This window comes from Cytophagales bacterium (genome assembly GCA_033344775.1).
Classification (GTDB): domain Bacteria; phylum Bacteroidota; class Bacteroidia; order Cytophagales; family Cyclobacteriaceae; genus JAWPMT01.
The window spans coordinates 2733400-2749666 of the sequence record JAWPMT010000005.1 but is presented as its reverse complement, the minus strand read 5'-3'; the positions used below and the strand labels follow the sequence as shown (position 1 = coordinate 2749666).

Here is a 16267-nt window from a genome sequence, read left to right as displayed (position 1 = left end):
TATAACCCTTCTTAATGGGTGATTCCATCACATGTCCCACCACATGTATTTTCTGTATCGCTCAAATGGTAAATCATTCCGCCCATGACTATTTGTAACAGTATGCTTTTGTTAACTTTTCTGAACTTCTTATTTGCCTGGATTTTAAATGATTTGCCTACAGTGTGAAAATGACATCCGTATATCCTGTGACTGTCATTAGTTTTCTGATTTTCCGTAAAGTTGTAATGCTTCTTGTTTTTCTGAAGTTTCATCGTGTATTAGGGTTGTTACCTAATACATCGCTCCCTTTCTTTTTGCCATTTTAGATTGACACAAAGTACATGATCAACTCATCCTTCCCTGGTGTACCCCAAAGAATTCACTCATGGTCTCATTGTTCGTCATGATGATCAGAAAATCGCCTAATTCGACCTTCATTTCTCTGGATGGATTACCATAAACCGTTCTTTTGCCATTCTTGAGCTTACTGATGCCCATGAGTACTACATCATGGTCTTTTTTCAAGGAAAAGAACACTTCGTGACAATTTTGGCCAATGTATGGGTTGTTCTCCAGTACCTCGTATTCCTGATTATCAAAGTCATGTTCATTCCTTGCAGAACTGATCAGGTCCAGGTTCAGGTCGGCTACATCCGGCTCGAAGATGTAACTCGCCACCAATTTGGACACAATTTCATTTTGAGCTACTACATAAGTGACACCAGCCGCTCGAAAAGTTTCTTTCAGTTTGTTGTTTTTCAGAGAGACGACCAAATCGATTTCCGGCAAGTGGCGATGGATGTCAATGCTTTCCGTGAGCGAATCGGCATCATTTTCCAAGGCAACAAAGATGACGGAAGCATATTTGGCATTGAGCCGGTCAAACAAATCCGGGTTATCCATATCGCTGAACAGCACGAATACTTTTTCCTTGCCCCATAGCTCATAGATCAATTCTACATCGTCCTTTTTGTCCGTCAGAATGGCGATTTTCTTCTGGGCACTGATGACTTCTTCTGCAACAAGTTTGCTGAAATCATTCCAGCCATAGAAAATGACGTGATTTTCAAAATCTGTTCCTCTGTGTCCCAATCGTTTTTCTTCTAACATGGTTTGAACTTTGCTTGAAATAGAGCTAAAAATGAATCCCAAAATACCAAGGCTGGCGAACACATAAATATATCCAATGACCTTGCCACCGGTACTGGCAGGATAGAGGTCTCCGTATCCCACAGTAGTCAACGTGACAATCATGTACCAAAAAGCATCACTTAAGGTATCAATGCCAGAACCCGCCTCCTTTTCAAAATATACCAGGACCATGTTGAGGGCCACGATAAGCAGGAAGATGAACAGGAAAATAATTCTGGTCCTGAGCTTAAGCATAGGAAGTTTCGTTCTTTGGGGATGAATTTAGTATGAAAATGGATCAACCAAAAAACCTTAAGATGAATTTTAGTTGCAGTCCTATTTAGAAGTTATTCGGATTATAATAATACTTTGGATATTAGCCCGATTATTTAAAGTCCCTTTCTAACCCTTTTAATTCCCTAAAGCCTTACCCGGCCGGGGGAAAAGGGAGAAAATCAATTACCACCCTTTAGGGTTGGGGTCATAGGGATTGATTTTCTAGCATTCAGAAGTTGGGTAAAAAGATATCACCAATTCTCTTTGATCAGATGCAATAATTCTGCGTGAACAGGCCCCCCGGCAACCAGTTCTCGTCCATGAAGTGCATCCGTACCTCCGGAAAAATCAGTTACCGTCCCGCCAGCTTCCTGCACCAGGATGATACCGGCAGCAACATCCCATGAGTTCAGGTTGTATTCAAAAAAAGCTTCACAACGCCCACAAGCCACATAAGCCAGGTCCATCGCGGCACTTCCTAAACGTCGAAGGCCGTGAGAATTACGCATCAGTTCATTGAGGATGGTCAGGTATTCTGTAATCTTGGCAAAATTGTAGATCGGAAATCCGGTGGCAAGCAGACTGTCATCGATTTTGGCTGCCTGAGATACGGCAATCTTCGCTCCATTCATGTAGGCCCCGCCACCTTTCCATGCGTAGAATGCTTCGTCCCGGGTGATCTCATAAATGACTCCTAATATCACTTCCTTGCCTTGCGACAATCCTATACTGACAGCATAGCCGGGCAAGCCATGAACGAAATTCGTCGTACCATCCAAAGGATCGATGATCCAGGTCAGTTCCGTTTGGGTCTGCTCGACGGTCTTTTCTTCGGTGAGAAAACCTGCTTCTGGCAATAAGGCTTTCAGGCCTTCAACAATGATCTTTTCGGCGCCCTTGTCCACGTAAGAAACCAGGTCACTTTTTCCCTTGAACTCCACCTTCGACTGGTCGAAATCAGCCGCTTCCCTGGCGATGAACTCGCCAGCTTGTTTAGCTATCTGTACGATGGAAGGAGTAAGTTTCGCGAGATCTTGCATGAAGTAAAAATAAACCGAAGTTGACTAAGGCAAAAGGCCATCAATCGCCTTCGCCAGGTTGCGGTCATTGTCTGTAACTACATTTCCGGCATCATGCGTTGTGAGTTCGATGGTCACCTTGTTGTAGACATTGGACCAATTTGGGTGATGATCCATCTTTTCTGCGATGATTGCCACTTGTGTCATGAAGCCAAAGGCCTCCACAAAATTCTTAAACTCGAACGTCTGGCTTAGTTTATTGTCTGCTTCTGTCCACATATCTCTTTTAGGTTAAAGTGAAAGTACGCCTTCAATTTTGGCCACCTCAGTATAAACGGCAATCACCTCGTCACTGCTTTTCATGGTCGCTTTAAGGGTGATGCTGGTATATTTTTTACCACTGCTGGCTTTGTAAGACAATTCTCCTTTTGGCAAACGAGCCTCTACCTCACCTTTTTTGTCTTCAGGTATGATGAACTTGAAGGTGTAAGGACCAGGAAAATCATGTTGTGCTTCCAGTTTTTCGCGAAAGGATTGTGAATCTGCGCTCATGCCAATGTTTGTGTTTATCGATGCAAAGTAACAGCATCTCAAGGAGGAGAATTCATTGTGATGAGGAAAGGTTCAAATTAGGGGATTTAGAAAGCATTCAAAACTATTTTCCAAAATCCCCCTTCACCCCTTTTCAAGTTGGAATAATCGCGTTTTGAATACTTTCCTCTAAGGTCAATAAATCTAAAAGGTCAATTGATTTTGTCTTATTTATAGTCATAACACACCCCTAACCCCTCTCAAGAGGGGAATTGGATCCAATCTTATGAATGAATACTTCCATATCATTCTTTCTTTGACCGATAAATCTATTTTTGCGGCATGGCAAACACAGACGATGCTGCAACGCTCAAAAACATCGCAGCGCACTGCAAAGAATACGGCTTCATTTTCCCTTCTAGTGACATCTATGATGGCCTGAGTGCCACGTATGATTATGGTCCTTACGGATCGGAATTGAAGAACAACATCAAACAATACTGGTGGCAGGCAATGACGCGCCTCAATCCTAACATTGTCGGGATCGATGCCGCGATCTTCATGCACCCCACCACCTGGAAAGCTTCCGGTCACGTGGATGCGTTCAACGATCCTTTGATCGATAACAAAGACTCCAAGAAGCGCTATCGTGCGGATGTCCTGATCGAAGATCAGATTGCCAAGATCGAGGGCAAGATCAAGAAAGAAGTCACCAAGGCGGCCAAACGATTTGGAGAGTCTTTTGATGAGGAGCAGTTCGTCACTACTAATCCTCGGGTAGTCGGTTACAAAGAACAGATCACGGCCATCGAGAACCGCATGAAAGCGGCCATGGAAAGCGGCGACCTTTCCGATATGAAAACTTTGATCGAGGAGTTGGGCATTGCCGATCCTGTTTCCGGGTCCAAGAACTGGACGGATGTGCGTCAATTCAACCTAATGTTCTCTACGGAAATGGGATCTGTGGCTGGTGAAGCAGGGAAGATCTACCTCCGTCCGGAGACGGCCCAGGGAATTTTTGTGAACTTCTCCAATGTACAGAAAACCGCCCGGATGAAACCTCCGTTTGGTATTGCTCAGATTGGTAAGGCTTTTCGTAACGAGATCATTGCCCGTCAGTTCATTTTCCGGATGCGTGAATTTGAGCAGATGGAAATGCAATTCTTTGTTAAGCCTGGCGAAGAAATGGAGTGGTACGAACACTGGAAAGCAAAGCGCATCAGTTGGCACAAAGCCCTTGGATTGGGAGATGATCGCTACCGATTCCACGACCACCTGAACCTGGCGCACTACGCCAATGCAGCTTGTGATATCGAATACGATTTCCCGATGGGATTCAAAGAGCTGGAAGGCATTCACTCCCGAACAGACTTTGACCTGAAAGCGCACGAGGAACATTCTGGTAAGAAATTGCAGTTCTTTGATACCGAAGCCAATCAAAGCTATGTACCGTACGTGGTGGAGACTTCTATCGGTCTGGATCGTATGTTCCTGGCGGTATTGTCTGCTTCCTATAAAGAAGAGACATTAGAAGATGGTTCGAAAAGAACTGTCCTTGCGATTCCTCCGGCTTTAGCGCCCAACAAATTGGCGATCATGCCTCTGGTGAACAAAGACGGACTGCCTGAAGTCGCGAACAAAATCTTGGATGAATTAAAGATTGATTTCACCTTGCAAATCGATGCGAAGGATTCCATCGGTAAGCGTTATCGCAGACAAGATGCCATTGGTACACCGTATTGCATTACCGTCGATCACCAGACTTTGGAAGACAACACCGTGACGTTGAGAGAGCGAGACAGCATGGCACAAGAGCGTGTGGCCATCAGTTCATTGAGTGATACGGTGGAGAAAAAAGTCAGCCTGAAGGAATTGTTGAAGCAGATATAATCCAATGAGCACCTTTTCCTTTTTCGGGGCAATGGTGCTCATTTTCATTCTCGTCTCCAAACGCTACTACCTCGGGATAGCCATCCCCGGTATTGTTGTACCCATTTCTCCGACTCAGCGAGGTATCCTCAAGGAGCACTTTGATTTCTACAACAAGCTTCCGCCGAAATCAAAGAAGGTTTTTGAACGTCGATTGGCTTCCTTCATTGCCTCCAAGAATTTTATTCCGAGGGACCTGGATGGCATCACCGAGGAGATGCGGGTTTTGATTGCTGCAACCGCAATCCAGCTTGCTTTTGGGTTAATCAAAATCAACTTCCGATATTTCAAGTACATCATCATCTACCCCGAAGCTTTTTACAGCACCGCCGGACAGAATTATCATTATGGGGAAGTAAACCCCAGACAAAAAGCCATTGTGCTGTCGTGGAGGAATTTTATTTCCGGGCTTATCGTGAAAGATGGCAGGAATCTGGGGCTACATGAAATGGCCCATGCCTTACGACTGGAAAATGTGGTACAAAATGGGGAATCCAATTTTCTTGATCAGGAATCTTTAGACGCCTGGGAGGAAGCCGCAGAAAAGGAGATCATGCGTATTCGTAACAACGAAAAGAGCTTTTTTCGTGATTATGCAGGCACGAATCATGCGGAATTTTTCGCAGTAGCAGTAGAGAATTTCTTTGAACGTCCTGCTGAATTCAAGGTTTACAATCAGCATTTGTATCATCAGATGCGGGTGTTATTGAATCAGGATCCGATGTTGCTGGATCGAATATGATTCCGATGTTAAGTAAAGCTCGGTTTACTCAATGATTGACTTGAGGAGATGAAAAATCCCCAGGTCTTCTACCACCCCCTTTCAAGGGGGAAAGGGCACGGGATTGATTATTATTCCTAATCTCAAGGTCACTTTACTACTACATACCACAGAACCACTAGTTTTGAACCTCAATGAAAAAAAGTAATCCATGGCCAAGCTAAAGGAGGAGTGGCAAATTGCCATTCAATACATCAGGAAGCCGTATGAATCTTCGTTGGCAGAAGTAGAGGAGTCCAATATTGTCGAGAAAATTAGCAGGCTTTTTTATATCCTGTTGCTGGACCTGCTATGCATGCTTCCTTTGGTGGGAGTGATGGGTTTCATCGAGCAAATGGAGATTGTTGATCTGGACGATCATGCCCTAAAAGCGATGTTAGAGCAATATCCTATTTGGGCCATTGCAGGGTTGGTCATATTGGTAGGACCATTTTTCGAAGAATTGATCTTTCGATTGCATTTGAATCGTCGATGGAATCTGATCGCTGGCCTTTCTGAGTGGTTTACCATCGCCAACAAAAGGGTCTTACGTGAAGAAGCGGCCGCATTGGTTAAAGTAAAATGGGATCGTTTTTTTGGCTTGTTTTTTTATCTAAACGCCGTTGCCTTTGCATTGGTCCACATGACGAACTTCCAGGCTATTGACGTGCCGGTTTGGGTGATCCCGCTGATTGTTTTACCACAGTTCGTTGCAGGTCTTTATTTTGGGTATATCCGTGTCAAAAATGGGGGTATGTTTTGGTCCTTTGCCTTGCATGCTCTACATAATGCCGTATTACTGGCTCCTGTTTTGTTGTTCGAGATGCCTGCCACTTAAACTTGTTTGCTCACAATCCCCCTGACCGGGTAATTTTGCGAGCGCGAATCTGAAAACCAAATTTGATCCTTACATGATGCAATGGGAAAAACTGATGTCTCCAAAACGTTTTGGCGAAAGAACGGAGACTGGAGATGATGAAATCAGAACCCGATTTGATCAGGATTATGACCGGATCATTTTCTCGCATCCTTTCCGCAAGCTTCAAGACAAGACACAAGTATTTCCGTTGCCGGAGCATGATTTTGTGCATACCAGGCTGACCCATAGTTTGGAAGTTTCCAGCGTAGGGAGGTCCCTGGGTAAGGAGGTTGGTAAAGTCATCATCCAGCGTCACGGACTGGATAGCCAAGGGCATTCGACCCAACATTTCGGCGGGGTTGTGGCAGCGGCATCGCTTGCACATGATCTGGGCAATCCTCCTTTTGGGCACTCCGGGGAGGAAGGTATTAGCTCTTTTTTCCGTTGCACTGAGGCTGGCGGTACATTCGAGAAACTGGTTTCTGCGGAAGAATGGGCCGATCTGACGACTTTTGAAGGCAATGCACAAGGGTTCAGGATCCTAAATCACGAATTGTACCGGGGTTTACGACTGACATACGCAACGTTAGCAGCCTTCACGAAGTATCCAAAAACCGCCTTCGCACCAAAAGACAAGACCCGCAAAAGCCAGAAGAAATTTGGCGTTTACTACAGTAACCGCGAGTTGTACGCGCAGCTGGCAGAAGACATGGGCCTCATCAAAATCGCGGAAGATCAATATTTGCGACACCCGTTGGCGTTTTTGGTAGAAGCGGCAGATGACATTTGCTACAACATCATCGATTTGGAGGATGGATGCCGACTGGGGCTGGTTCGGCTGGAAGATACGGTTGAATTGATGGCGGAGATCATCGGAGAAAAGTTCAAGCGCGATAAATTCAACGAGATCCAGAGTAAAGAAGAAAAGTTGGGGTTATTACGGGCCATGACCATTAATAAGCTGATCCAGGAGTGTGTTTCCAGTTTTTTGGACCATGAACAAAATATCCTGAATGGCAATTTTGATAAGGCCCTGACCGATGAGATTCCATCTACTCCTATCCTGAATCAAATCATAGGCTTGTCAGTAGAGAAAATCTATCGTTCACGACAGGTATTGGAACGTGAAGCCGCAGGTCTGGAAGTACTGGAAAAACTGATGGCATCCTTTTGTCAGGCGGTTTATGAACAAAAATTTGGCGAGGGATCCAAGAACCCTAAACCGAAAGCCGTTTACCGATTACTTCCCCCGGACTATCAAAATCTGTTAAAAGGAGACCTGACGGTATATCAAAGCATGCAGCTGGTGGTTGATTTCATCAGTGGATTGACTGATAAAGCAGCGGTGAATCTCTACCGTACGATTTCAGGGTTTGCTTTGCCAAGTTAAGCACCCAATAAAACGCTGTTCTGGCATTACAAATGCCTAAGAATAATTCACCCAAATTGCAAATGTGGGCGAGCCACCTTATCGTTTTTAAACTCTAACAGAGGATTAAACCCTATAATCCTCTCAAATTCTTCAGATTCTTACCCAATCGCTTGAGGTGATGCTCATTGGTCAACTCCTGGCCTCTCACTTCCAGGGCTTCTACAAAAGTTGAAACGTCCTCTTTTCTCACTACTTCCATGAATTTTTCGGTGTACTGTCCTACCTGATTCGAAGGTGCATTCAGTAACTGTTCATTGATCAAGGCTAGCAAATCTCCTGATTGATCTTCTTTGTATAATTCAGTCAGGATGCTAAACCCATGATCTCTGGTAACCACAGTTCCTTCATCCATGGCCTGGAGGATTTTTACGAGGTGTGGCTTGAGCTTTTCCTTCACGAGGGGAGCCATATTGGCCAGAGCAATCATGCTTCCCCAAACCTGCCGATTGCTTTTACTCTCTAACAAATCGATGAAAACATCTGCTTTCTGCACCAATAATTTAGGATGAATACGACTAACCGCCATAAGCGTCATCACCACATCATTTATGGTACGCGTAGCTGCTTTTGAGTGTATGACTTGCACCACTTCTTCTAATAAATCCCCGCCCGCATCATCCACAATTGCCTGTGCGATAACTTCATTGGGTCCCTGGTCCCTACGGTCCAATGAAGAGGAAAAACGACCAATGACATTACCTGAGTTACCCATATTGAAAAGATACAGTAACCTTCTTAAATAAGCACAGTATACCTGTCGAATGAACATCAAATTCGACATAATCGAAACAAATAGGATGGTTTATCCGTTTAGTTTTTCGACATAATCGAATGAAATAAAAATAGTTCTGAAAAACCTGCTAACTTGACCCTATGTCCAATCATCCTCAACCACCGAAATGGATCTTGACTTGCCTGGAATGGTTTTGTGATCCATACCTGGTCGAAGGTATTTCCGGGGATCTGGAAGAGGCCTTTTTGGACAATATCGAGGAGAAAAGTATTCGTCGATCTCAGCTGATCTACTTGCTTCAGGCCATTGGGTTTTTCAGGCTCATTTTTAGAAAAAGTGATAAACGATCTTCTAACATGGCATCAATCTGGACCAATTACCTGCTTACTTCCTATCGTTCATTGAGAAAACACAGGGTGTTTTTCGTCATCAACCTCATAGGGCTGATTACTGCAATTTCTTGTTCACTATTTGCACTCATATTCATCAATGACGAGCTGCAATTTGATAAGTATGTCCAATCGGGTGACCAGCTATATCGTGTTTACAAAAGGCACATCAATGTCCCTGAAAATGTAGACGTACTCACTTATGAGACCTCCGGGATGATGGGTCCTACTATGACCAAAGAGTACCCAGAAATAGAGGCATTTGCACGTGTGCTTCCCTGGTGGGATCAGGTCATATTTACTCATGAGCGCAAAAACATTGTCAGCCCAAGTGTCTATATCGTGGATTCCACTTTTATGGAGTTGTTTGACGTTGAATTGATTCAGGGCAATCCTAAAGACTTACTGAAACGTCCATCCTCGTTGGTGATCAGCGAATCGCTTTCCCAATCTTTATTTGGCAATGCCAGCCCTATTGGCAAACAAGTGGTAGGCATAGGCGATCTTGAGTATACGGTGACCGGGGTTTTCAAAGCTCCTCCTCGACAAGCTTCTATGCAATTTGAGGCGTTGATTTCATGGACCACCACCGTACCCAATTTGGGTCCGATGCCCCAAAACTGGATGAATAACTGGCGTGCTCAGGCGATTTTCACCTTCGTTAGAATGGTTAAAAATGCTGATGCGCAATTGGCAGAAAAGAAATTTGAGGAAATGATGCAGACCCATTTTGCTGAACGGGCCGAAAATTATTTCCTCAAACTCCAGCCCTTTCAAGACATGTATTTGTACGGTGATGAGATCGCCATGGCTCGCGGGATGAAAACCGGCAGCATCCGGTTTGTTTACCTGCTTGGGTTCTCAGCCTTCCTGATCTTTCTGATCGCTAGCGTCAACTATGTCAATATCGCCCTTTCCAAGGCTTCACGATCCAACAAGGAAGTAGGTATTCGAAAAGTAGTAGGATCCACGCGGAACCAATTGATGGGCCGGTTCATTGCGGAAACTTTTATCATTACTCTTTTAGCCTCCCTAATCAGTTTAGCACTTTTATATCTGATCTTACCGGAAGCCAACAACCTGATTGAAAAGGACATTCCATTGAGTGCTGTATTCGCACCGATGAGTCTTGTCAGTCTGCTCCTTTTTATCCTGGGCATCAGCTTTCTGGTAGGGGCCTATCCTGCAGTTGTAATGTCTTCACATGCCATTTCGTCCATTCTCAAATCGGCTTCAGGGGCAGCTAATGAAACAGGGTGGTTACGGAAGGTACTGGTTACCTTTCAATATGCGGTATCTATCTTTCTGATCATCTGCACCATCACGGTCGTTCGTCAAATCAACTACCTTGTGAATAAGCCGCTTGGATTCAATGCATCTCAGGTGATGGTTGTAAATCTGGACAATGAAGTGGGGCCAAAAAGTGCCGTTTTCAGATCCAATTTGGAAGCTCACCCCAATATCCAATCAGTATCTATTGGTCGTTCTGCCCTGGGTGGAGGTTCCTATACCGATCGGGTAAATGCGGATGGTTACGAAGGAGATGTCTCTGCTCGGATGTACGGCATTGATTTTGATTTCATTGATACGTATGAAATTCCTTTGGCCGCTGGTCGCGCTTTTCGAAAAGGATCAAAAGCAGATTCCGCTGGTACATTGATGGTCAATCAAGCGTTTGCTGATTTCATGGGATGGGAAGATCCCATTGGTCAGCACATCACTTTTTCCTCAGAGCGATCATTCCCAGTGATCGGTGTGCTGAATGACTTTCACATTGGCTCTTTGGCCAAAAATGCCATTGAACCCATGGTCTTGTTTCTGAATCCACGCCCGGAATATGCTTCCATCAGAATTGGCAGTGGTGATGTCCGCCAAACCATCAAGTACATCACGGATAATTATGAAGCCTTGGCTGAGCGAACACCGATCGATTTCTATTTCGTAGATCAGTGGTTCGATGAGCAATACAAGAGCGAACAACTGCTCTTGAGTATGGCATCTGTGTACGCAGTGATCAGTGTCATTTTATGTGCATTGGGACTGTATGGATTGACAGCATTGATCTTGCAGCAACGTAGAAAAGAGATCAGCATTCGCAAGATCCTAGGTGCAACGATCCAAAGTATCATTGGCATGATGAATCGGCAGTTTTTAGTCATTATACTGATTGGGTTTGTGATATCCGCACCATTGGCTTATTGGCTGGTAAGCGACTGGCTTGATGATTTTGTCTACAAAATCGATCTGAACCCCGCACCATTTTTTTTCGCGGGACTGGTCACGATCCTGGTCAGTGTAGTGATCATCAGCGCTCTGAGCTTTAAATTTGGCAATACGAAACTCACCGAAAACCTGAAGGACGAGTAATGAAAGGAACGAACATTGGAGAATTAGAGGAGTTGATCATGTTGGTGGTCGCCCTGCTGCATGACGATGCCTACGGTTACGCCATTCAGAAAGAGATCAAGGAAAGGTGTGATCGTGCCATCACCATTAGTACGGTCCACGCCTCGCTGGCTCGCCTCGAGAAAAAAGGGTACGTCAGCTCACGGTATGCAGGTGCAACTTCTTCGCGTGGCGGGAGAAGAAAACACTTGTTCCAATTGACGCAAGCAGGTGAAAAAGTGCTGATCAGAACCAAAGAACAGCGCGACTCCATTTGGGCAGCAATTCCACAATTTGGGCAGCTTAGCGGGCTCTAAGGGTACTTTTATACCGTGAAACCCGTAGACGCCTTTACCCATTGCCACGGAAGGTAATTGCCTTGAAAGCGAAGCAATTTTGAAAAGGAAATTTGAGTTCAAAGCCTTTTCAAATATGATAGCTTTATCCATTGTTTTCAAAGCCGGGTATTCGAGAAAATTGTTGATGATCGCATTGGTTTCGGTCTACAGCTGGTTGTCAATTCAATCTGTTGCTCAGAGCGAGTATTCGGATCTCGGATATCAGCGGGATGGAATTTTATTTTATGAGCCTTTTCGTGTCAATGCGAAAGGCTACGCGACCGCCGCAACAGATCGATATGAAAAGAAAATAGAAAACGGCTATTACAAGTTAGCCTCCTTAGTAGAGAATTACATTCCTGAGGAATCCTTCAATAAGAAAGGACTTTTTCAGACTGATAAGCGTCGCGACTTTCAGATTGAAGTCGACATGAAATATGTGGCTGGTCGCGACAATAATGCGAATGCCTTGCTGTTTGGTAAAGCCACTAAAAAATCAGCTTCGGGATTTACTTCACATTTCAGATTCGGATTCTCTGGCAACGGGAAAATTACCATCGACAATTACAATGCTGATTCCCGGTCTTTCACGGACCTATTAGGCTGGACTGTTTGTGAACCCCTGCAACCAAGGAACTTCAACAAATTCACAGTCCGTAAATCCGGTAATAAGCTCTATTTCTTTGTGAATGAAACCCTGGTCCATACGGCAGACTATTCTGCCTTTTATGATGACAATGTAGGTTTCATGGTCAATGATGGGACCGAGATCCATGTGAAGAATTTAATTGTTGGATACCTCACCAAAAAGAAAGGTGAGCAAATTCAAGACTTGTCTGCTTATCGACCTAAAATCAATGAACAGGCTGTACAGTATACAGGCTATTCTTATCAGGAAATGCTCTATAAGGAAGATTTCTCAGACAACAGCCAATCCTGGCGCGCAGGTACTTCCGACTCTCGATATTTTCAAATTGAGAATGGATATTATGTCATTCAATCCTTCAAAACTGGCTACTATGCTGCTGCCAAATTCAATGAGGAAAACCAATTCACCATTGACCAGTCCCGGGATTTCCAGATTGAATGCAAAATGAAATTCGTTTCTGGAGAAGATAATAACTCCAATAGCCTGAACTGGGGCCAGAAAAGTGACGATTGGAGCAACTTACGATTCGGTTTTTCGGGTGATGGAAGTTTTAAGGTTTTCAGCTATGATGATGCTGCTGAAAATAATTGGACCAATTATCAAAGTTGGACGGAATCAGCTGCACTTAGTAAGCGTGACTACAATAAGATGACTGTCCGAAAAGTTGCGGATCAGTATTATTTCTTCATCAATGAAATACTGGTGACCACTGTACCATTCAAACCATTCTTTGGCCAGGTACTATCGGTGCAGAGCAATCAAAACACGACCATCCGGGTTGACGATATAATCGTGAGCTATATCCATTCAAGGGGTTCTTCTACACCAGAAGTAGCGGTTGTGGCAAAAGAATCCACCAAACCAGAAAAGGAAGAAAAGGTAGCAGTTGAGGAAGCACCCAAACCTGAAAAACCTAACAAGCAGGTAGCAGCTACACCAAAACCGGTGGTCAAGCTTTCGACAAACAAATACATTCAGTTCGTTGAGGATCATCCTGACTATAAGCAAGCGATGACCGCCTATGACAACAAGAATTATACCCTTGCGAGCTCACTTTTCGAAAGTTTGATCAAGCGATATCCAGATCAGGCGGAGATCTACCTGCGAGCTGGCCTGGGACAAGTACAAGCAGAAAACTTTGACCGGGCCATCAGCTACTTCGATATGGCGCACTTGTTGAATCCCACGGACATCAGCATCCTGACTAATTTGTTCATTTTTAAGTCTGCCTTAGGCCAAACTACTGAAGCCCAAAAACTAGCAACCCGAGCGGGACGGATGATGGCTCAAAATCAGTTCGACTATTACCTTTCTTACGCCAATTCATGGACGGGTTACTTTGACTATTACAATGCTTCGCTGGTCCCCAATATCAATGCTACCATCAGCATCTTTCAGCAAGCCTACAGTCAGGCGGATCATCAATACCCGGAAGAAGTAGCAGGCAAAATATTTGTCGACCTGAAAAACGGTGGTATTCTGAAACATGCTAAAGAATTGACAAAAAGACTTCAGGCTGCCAATCAGGTAATGTATGATACGGGATTGCCGTTTAGCTATTCTCACTACATGCTCCACTACCTGAATGAACTACTGGACGAGCAATATCGGCGAGATGACCTGAGCGATGATTGGAAAGACTGGTTGGCGGATTATCAAACGAATGTGGTGCTGAAGTCCATGTGGTATGAAGAAGCTAATGATGCCGTAGAAAACCCTTTCTTGTATTGCCGATTTACAGATAAGAAATATGCGATCATGCTTCAGTCAGGAGATGTAGACAATGCTCTGGCATTGAATACGGTCCGGATAGAAAAGGCAGGTAGCAGCCCTTATTTGAAGTTTGAACTGATCAACTTATATGCAGAAAGGCTGATTCTTCTGGCCAATTATCAGCGGTTGGAACAGGCCCGGGAAATCGCAGCTTCTTTGGAGCAAGTCTTGTCTCAATACACGGCACCGGAGCTTTTGATCAAAGGATACCTGGCCTTGAACAACTATTATCAGTTTGCGGGACAAATGCAAAAAGCCATTGCTTATGGGCACAAAGCAGAGGCCGTTTCGAAGGAAAGTGGGTACATGGAAATCATCTCCTTTATCTATAATAATCTTTCTCTGGCGTATTTCCGCAATGACCAAAGGGATAAAGGCATTGAATACTCTCTGCTATCCAATGAATACGCAGCTAATGATTTACTGAAGGCCAAAAACCTGACGGGTTTGGGCGTAAGGCTTTTGCATACAGAGCATCAAAAAGCCATCGATATCCTGACACAGGCAGAAGAAATGTACCTGGATTACATTGGTGCCGTCAGTGACTATTTAGCAAAGAGTGTGTATACGAGTTTGTATAACAGTAACGTGAACTTGTCACTGGCACATAAATACCTGAATGATGATGAAGCGGCTTTCAATGCCATCGAACGATCCAAGGCCAAAAAGCTAGCCAGTGACATCAACTCGACCATTCCCGACCCTATCACTGCCAAAGAAGTTCAGGCCTTGTTAAGTCCAGGTCAGGTCATGCTGTATTACGCTGAAAAATTGTTGGAAGATGGCGATGTGGGATTCTGTATGGTGGCCATCACCAAAGACAAAGTGAAGTATCAATACATCAACAATGTAAAAGCCTGGGTAAGGATCAGGAACCAGTACAGAGAAGACCTGGCACTGATTGAAAGGGAGAATGCCAACAAAGAACTCCGGGTTGCGAGCTTCAATGTGAATCCGCAATCCATGCGGCAAAAAGGGGACTTCAACCTGATGACCGAACTATTACGACGGTCTTTCAAGGAGGAAGACCGGAATAAAATCGCTGATATTGGAGGGAGTTACTACGATGCTTTCATTGGCTTGTTCATAGAGGAAATTGAGGCCAAAAAGGAATTGATCATTGTTCCGAGTGGACCTTTAAATTTTATTCCGTTTGAAGGATTACTGTCTCGCTCTGGTCGATTGTTGGTTGAGGAATATGATATTTCTTATGTCCAGTCACCCACTGTGTTACGGGAACTGGCTGGCCGGAATTACCAGCCATCCAAATCGATCTTGGCCATGGGCGGTGCGGAATACGGCAAGGTGAATTTTTCTAAGGAAAGGGCTCCCGAACTGGTTAAAAATGCCACGGATGTCGAACGACTCAAATACGAGACTTTCAACGACATCAAAGGTGGGGCCAAATCGTTGCGTCAACGCTTCTATGCTTTGGGGTATGCGGAAATGAGCTATCTACAGGGAACGCTCAAGGAGGTCAATAACATTCAGCAGATCGTTCCATCTGCAAAATCATTCCTGGGAACTCAAATGAATGAGACTAACTTGAAAAACCTTTCTGCCTCAGGAGAGCTGGATGATTATCGGGTGATCCATTTGGCCACACATGGCTGGGTAGAGTCCTATATTCCCGAGTTGAGTGGGTTTGCCATGACGGTATTTCCGGATGAGCAAAATGGTGAGGATGGGCATGTGTATTTACATGAAGTAGAAAAGCTGAGGATCAAAGCAGACATGGTCATGCTTTCCGCATGTCAAACAGGGTTAGGAAAATTACAGACTGGGCAAGGGGTAGCCGGATTGAATCAAGCCTTCATTGCTTCGGGGGCCAATAGCACGATTACTTCACTTTGGGCGGTGAACGACTATGCCACCAGCGTACTGGTCAGCGAACTGTATCGTATGGTGTTCAATGAAAAGAAGTCTTTTCGAAAAGCGCTCAATGAAGTGAAAAGGGGATTCATCACAGGGAAGTACAACAAAGACGGCATTGATTTGAATAATACCAGTTACTGGGCGCCTTTCATTTATTACGGGAAGTTGTAGTCGATCTCACCTGAAAGTGTTGCGATAATCACAGA

At 44.5% G+C, this 16267-nt stretch carries 12 protein-coding genes; 7 read left to right on the top strand and 5 right to left on the bottom strand.

Annotated elements, in window-relative coordinates; translation table 11 throughout:
• Positions 1–327: 327 nt before the first annotated feature.
• The 4 genes from R8G66_29160 to R8G66_29145 form a co-directional block, all read right to left on the bottom strand.
• Positions 328–1368 carry an ion channel gene (locus tag R8G66_29160; GenBank protein MDW3196480.1) on the bottom strand — a complete coding sequence of 347 codons (1041 nt, stop codon included), beginning with the start codon at positions 1366–1368 and terminating at the stop codon, positions 328–330.
• Positions 1369–1640: 272 nt separating this feature from the next.
• A complete protein-coding gene (locus R8G66_29155) occupies positions 1641–2429 on the bottom strand; it encodes an inositol monophosphatase family protein (protein MDW3196479.1) in 789 nt (262 codons plus the stop codon).
• A 24-nt stretch (positions 2430–2453) separates the two neighbouring features.
• On the bottom strand, positions 2454–2687 hold the full coding sequence (locus R8G66_29150) for a 4a-hydroxytetrahydrobiopterin dehydratase (protein ID MDW3196478.1): 234 nt from the start codon (positions 2685–2687) through the stop codon (positions 2454–2456).
• A gap of 12 nt (positions 2688–2699) precedes the next feature.
• Positions 2700–2960 (bottom strand): DUF493 family protein, encoded by a 261-nt coding sequence (locus tag R8G66_29145; GenBank protein MDW3196477.1) that lies wholly within the window; start codon positions 2958–2960, stop codon positions 2700–2702.
• Positions 2961–3281: 321 nt separating this feature from the next.
• Between R8G66_29145 and R8G66_29140 the strand changes: the two genes are divergently transcribed.
• The 4 genes from R8G66_29140 (at position 3282) to R8G66_29125 (ending at position 7877) form a co-directional block, all read left to right on the top strand.
• A complete protein-coding gene (locus tag R8G66_29140) occupies positions 3282–4829 on the top strand; it encodes a glycine--tRNA ligase (protein MDW3196476.1) in 1548 nt (515 codons plus the stop codon).
• A 4-nt stretch (positions 4830–4833) separates the two neighbouring features.
• Positions 4834–5610, top strand: coding sequence for a zinc-dependent peptidase (locus R8G66_29135; protein MDW3196475.1), 777 nt, complete (start codon positions 4834–4836; stop codon positions 5608–5610).
• A gap of 190 nt (positions 5611–5800) precedes the next feature.
• The gene (locus R8G66_29130; GenBank protein MDW3196474.1) at positions 5801–6466 is read left to right on the top strand and encodes a CPBP family intramembrane glutamic endopeptidase; all 666 of its coding nucleotides are present in this window, start codon (positions 5801–5803) and stop codon (positions 6464–6466) included.
• A gap of 73 nt (positions 6467–6539) precedes the next feature.
• Positions 6540–7877, top strand: a complete 1338-nt coding sequence (locus R8G66_29125) for a deoxyguanosinetriphosphate triphosphohydrolase (GenBank protein MDW3196473.1) — start codon at positions 6540–6542, stop codon at positions 7875–7877.
• 112 nt (positions 7878–7989) lie between these two features.
• On the opposite strand, the gene R8G66_29120 is transcribed toward R8G66_29125, so the two are convergent.
• Complete coding sequence (locus R8G66_29120; GenBank protein MDW3196472.1) at positions 7990–8700, bottom strand: hypothetical protein; 711 nt, start codon at positions 8698–8700, stop codon at positions 7990–7992.
• 92 nt (positions 8701–8792) lie between these two features.
• Between R8G66_29120 and R8G66_29115 the strand changes: the two genes are divergently transcribed.
• From R8G66_29115 to R8G66_29105, 3 genes are all read left to right on the top strand, one after another.
• Positions 8793–11408, top strand: coding sequence for an FtsX-like permease family protein (locus R8G66_29115; protein ID MDW3196471.1), 2616 nt, complete (start codon positions 8793–8795; stop codon positions 11406–11408).
• Positions 11408–11743 carry a PadR family transcriptional regulator gene (locus R8G66_29110; protein ID MDW3196470.1) on the top strand — a complete coding sequence of 112 codons (336 nt, stop codon included), beginning with the start codon at positions 11408–11410 and terminating at the stop codon, positions 11741–11743. The genes R8G66_29115 and R8G66_29110 overlap by 1 nt, the downstream gene beginning before the upstream one ends.
• Before the next feature lie 115 nt (positions 11744–11858).
• Positions 11859–16232 carry a CHAT domain-containing protein gene (locus tag R8G66_29105; protein MDW3196469.1) on the top strand — a complete coding sequence of 1458 codons (4374 nt, stop codon included), beginning with the start codon at positions 11859–11861 and terminating at the stop codon, positions 16230–16232.
• Positions 16233–16267: the final 35 nt, after the last annotated feature.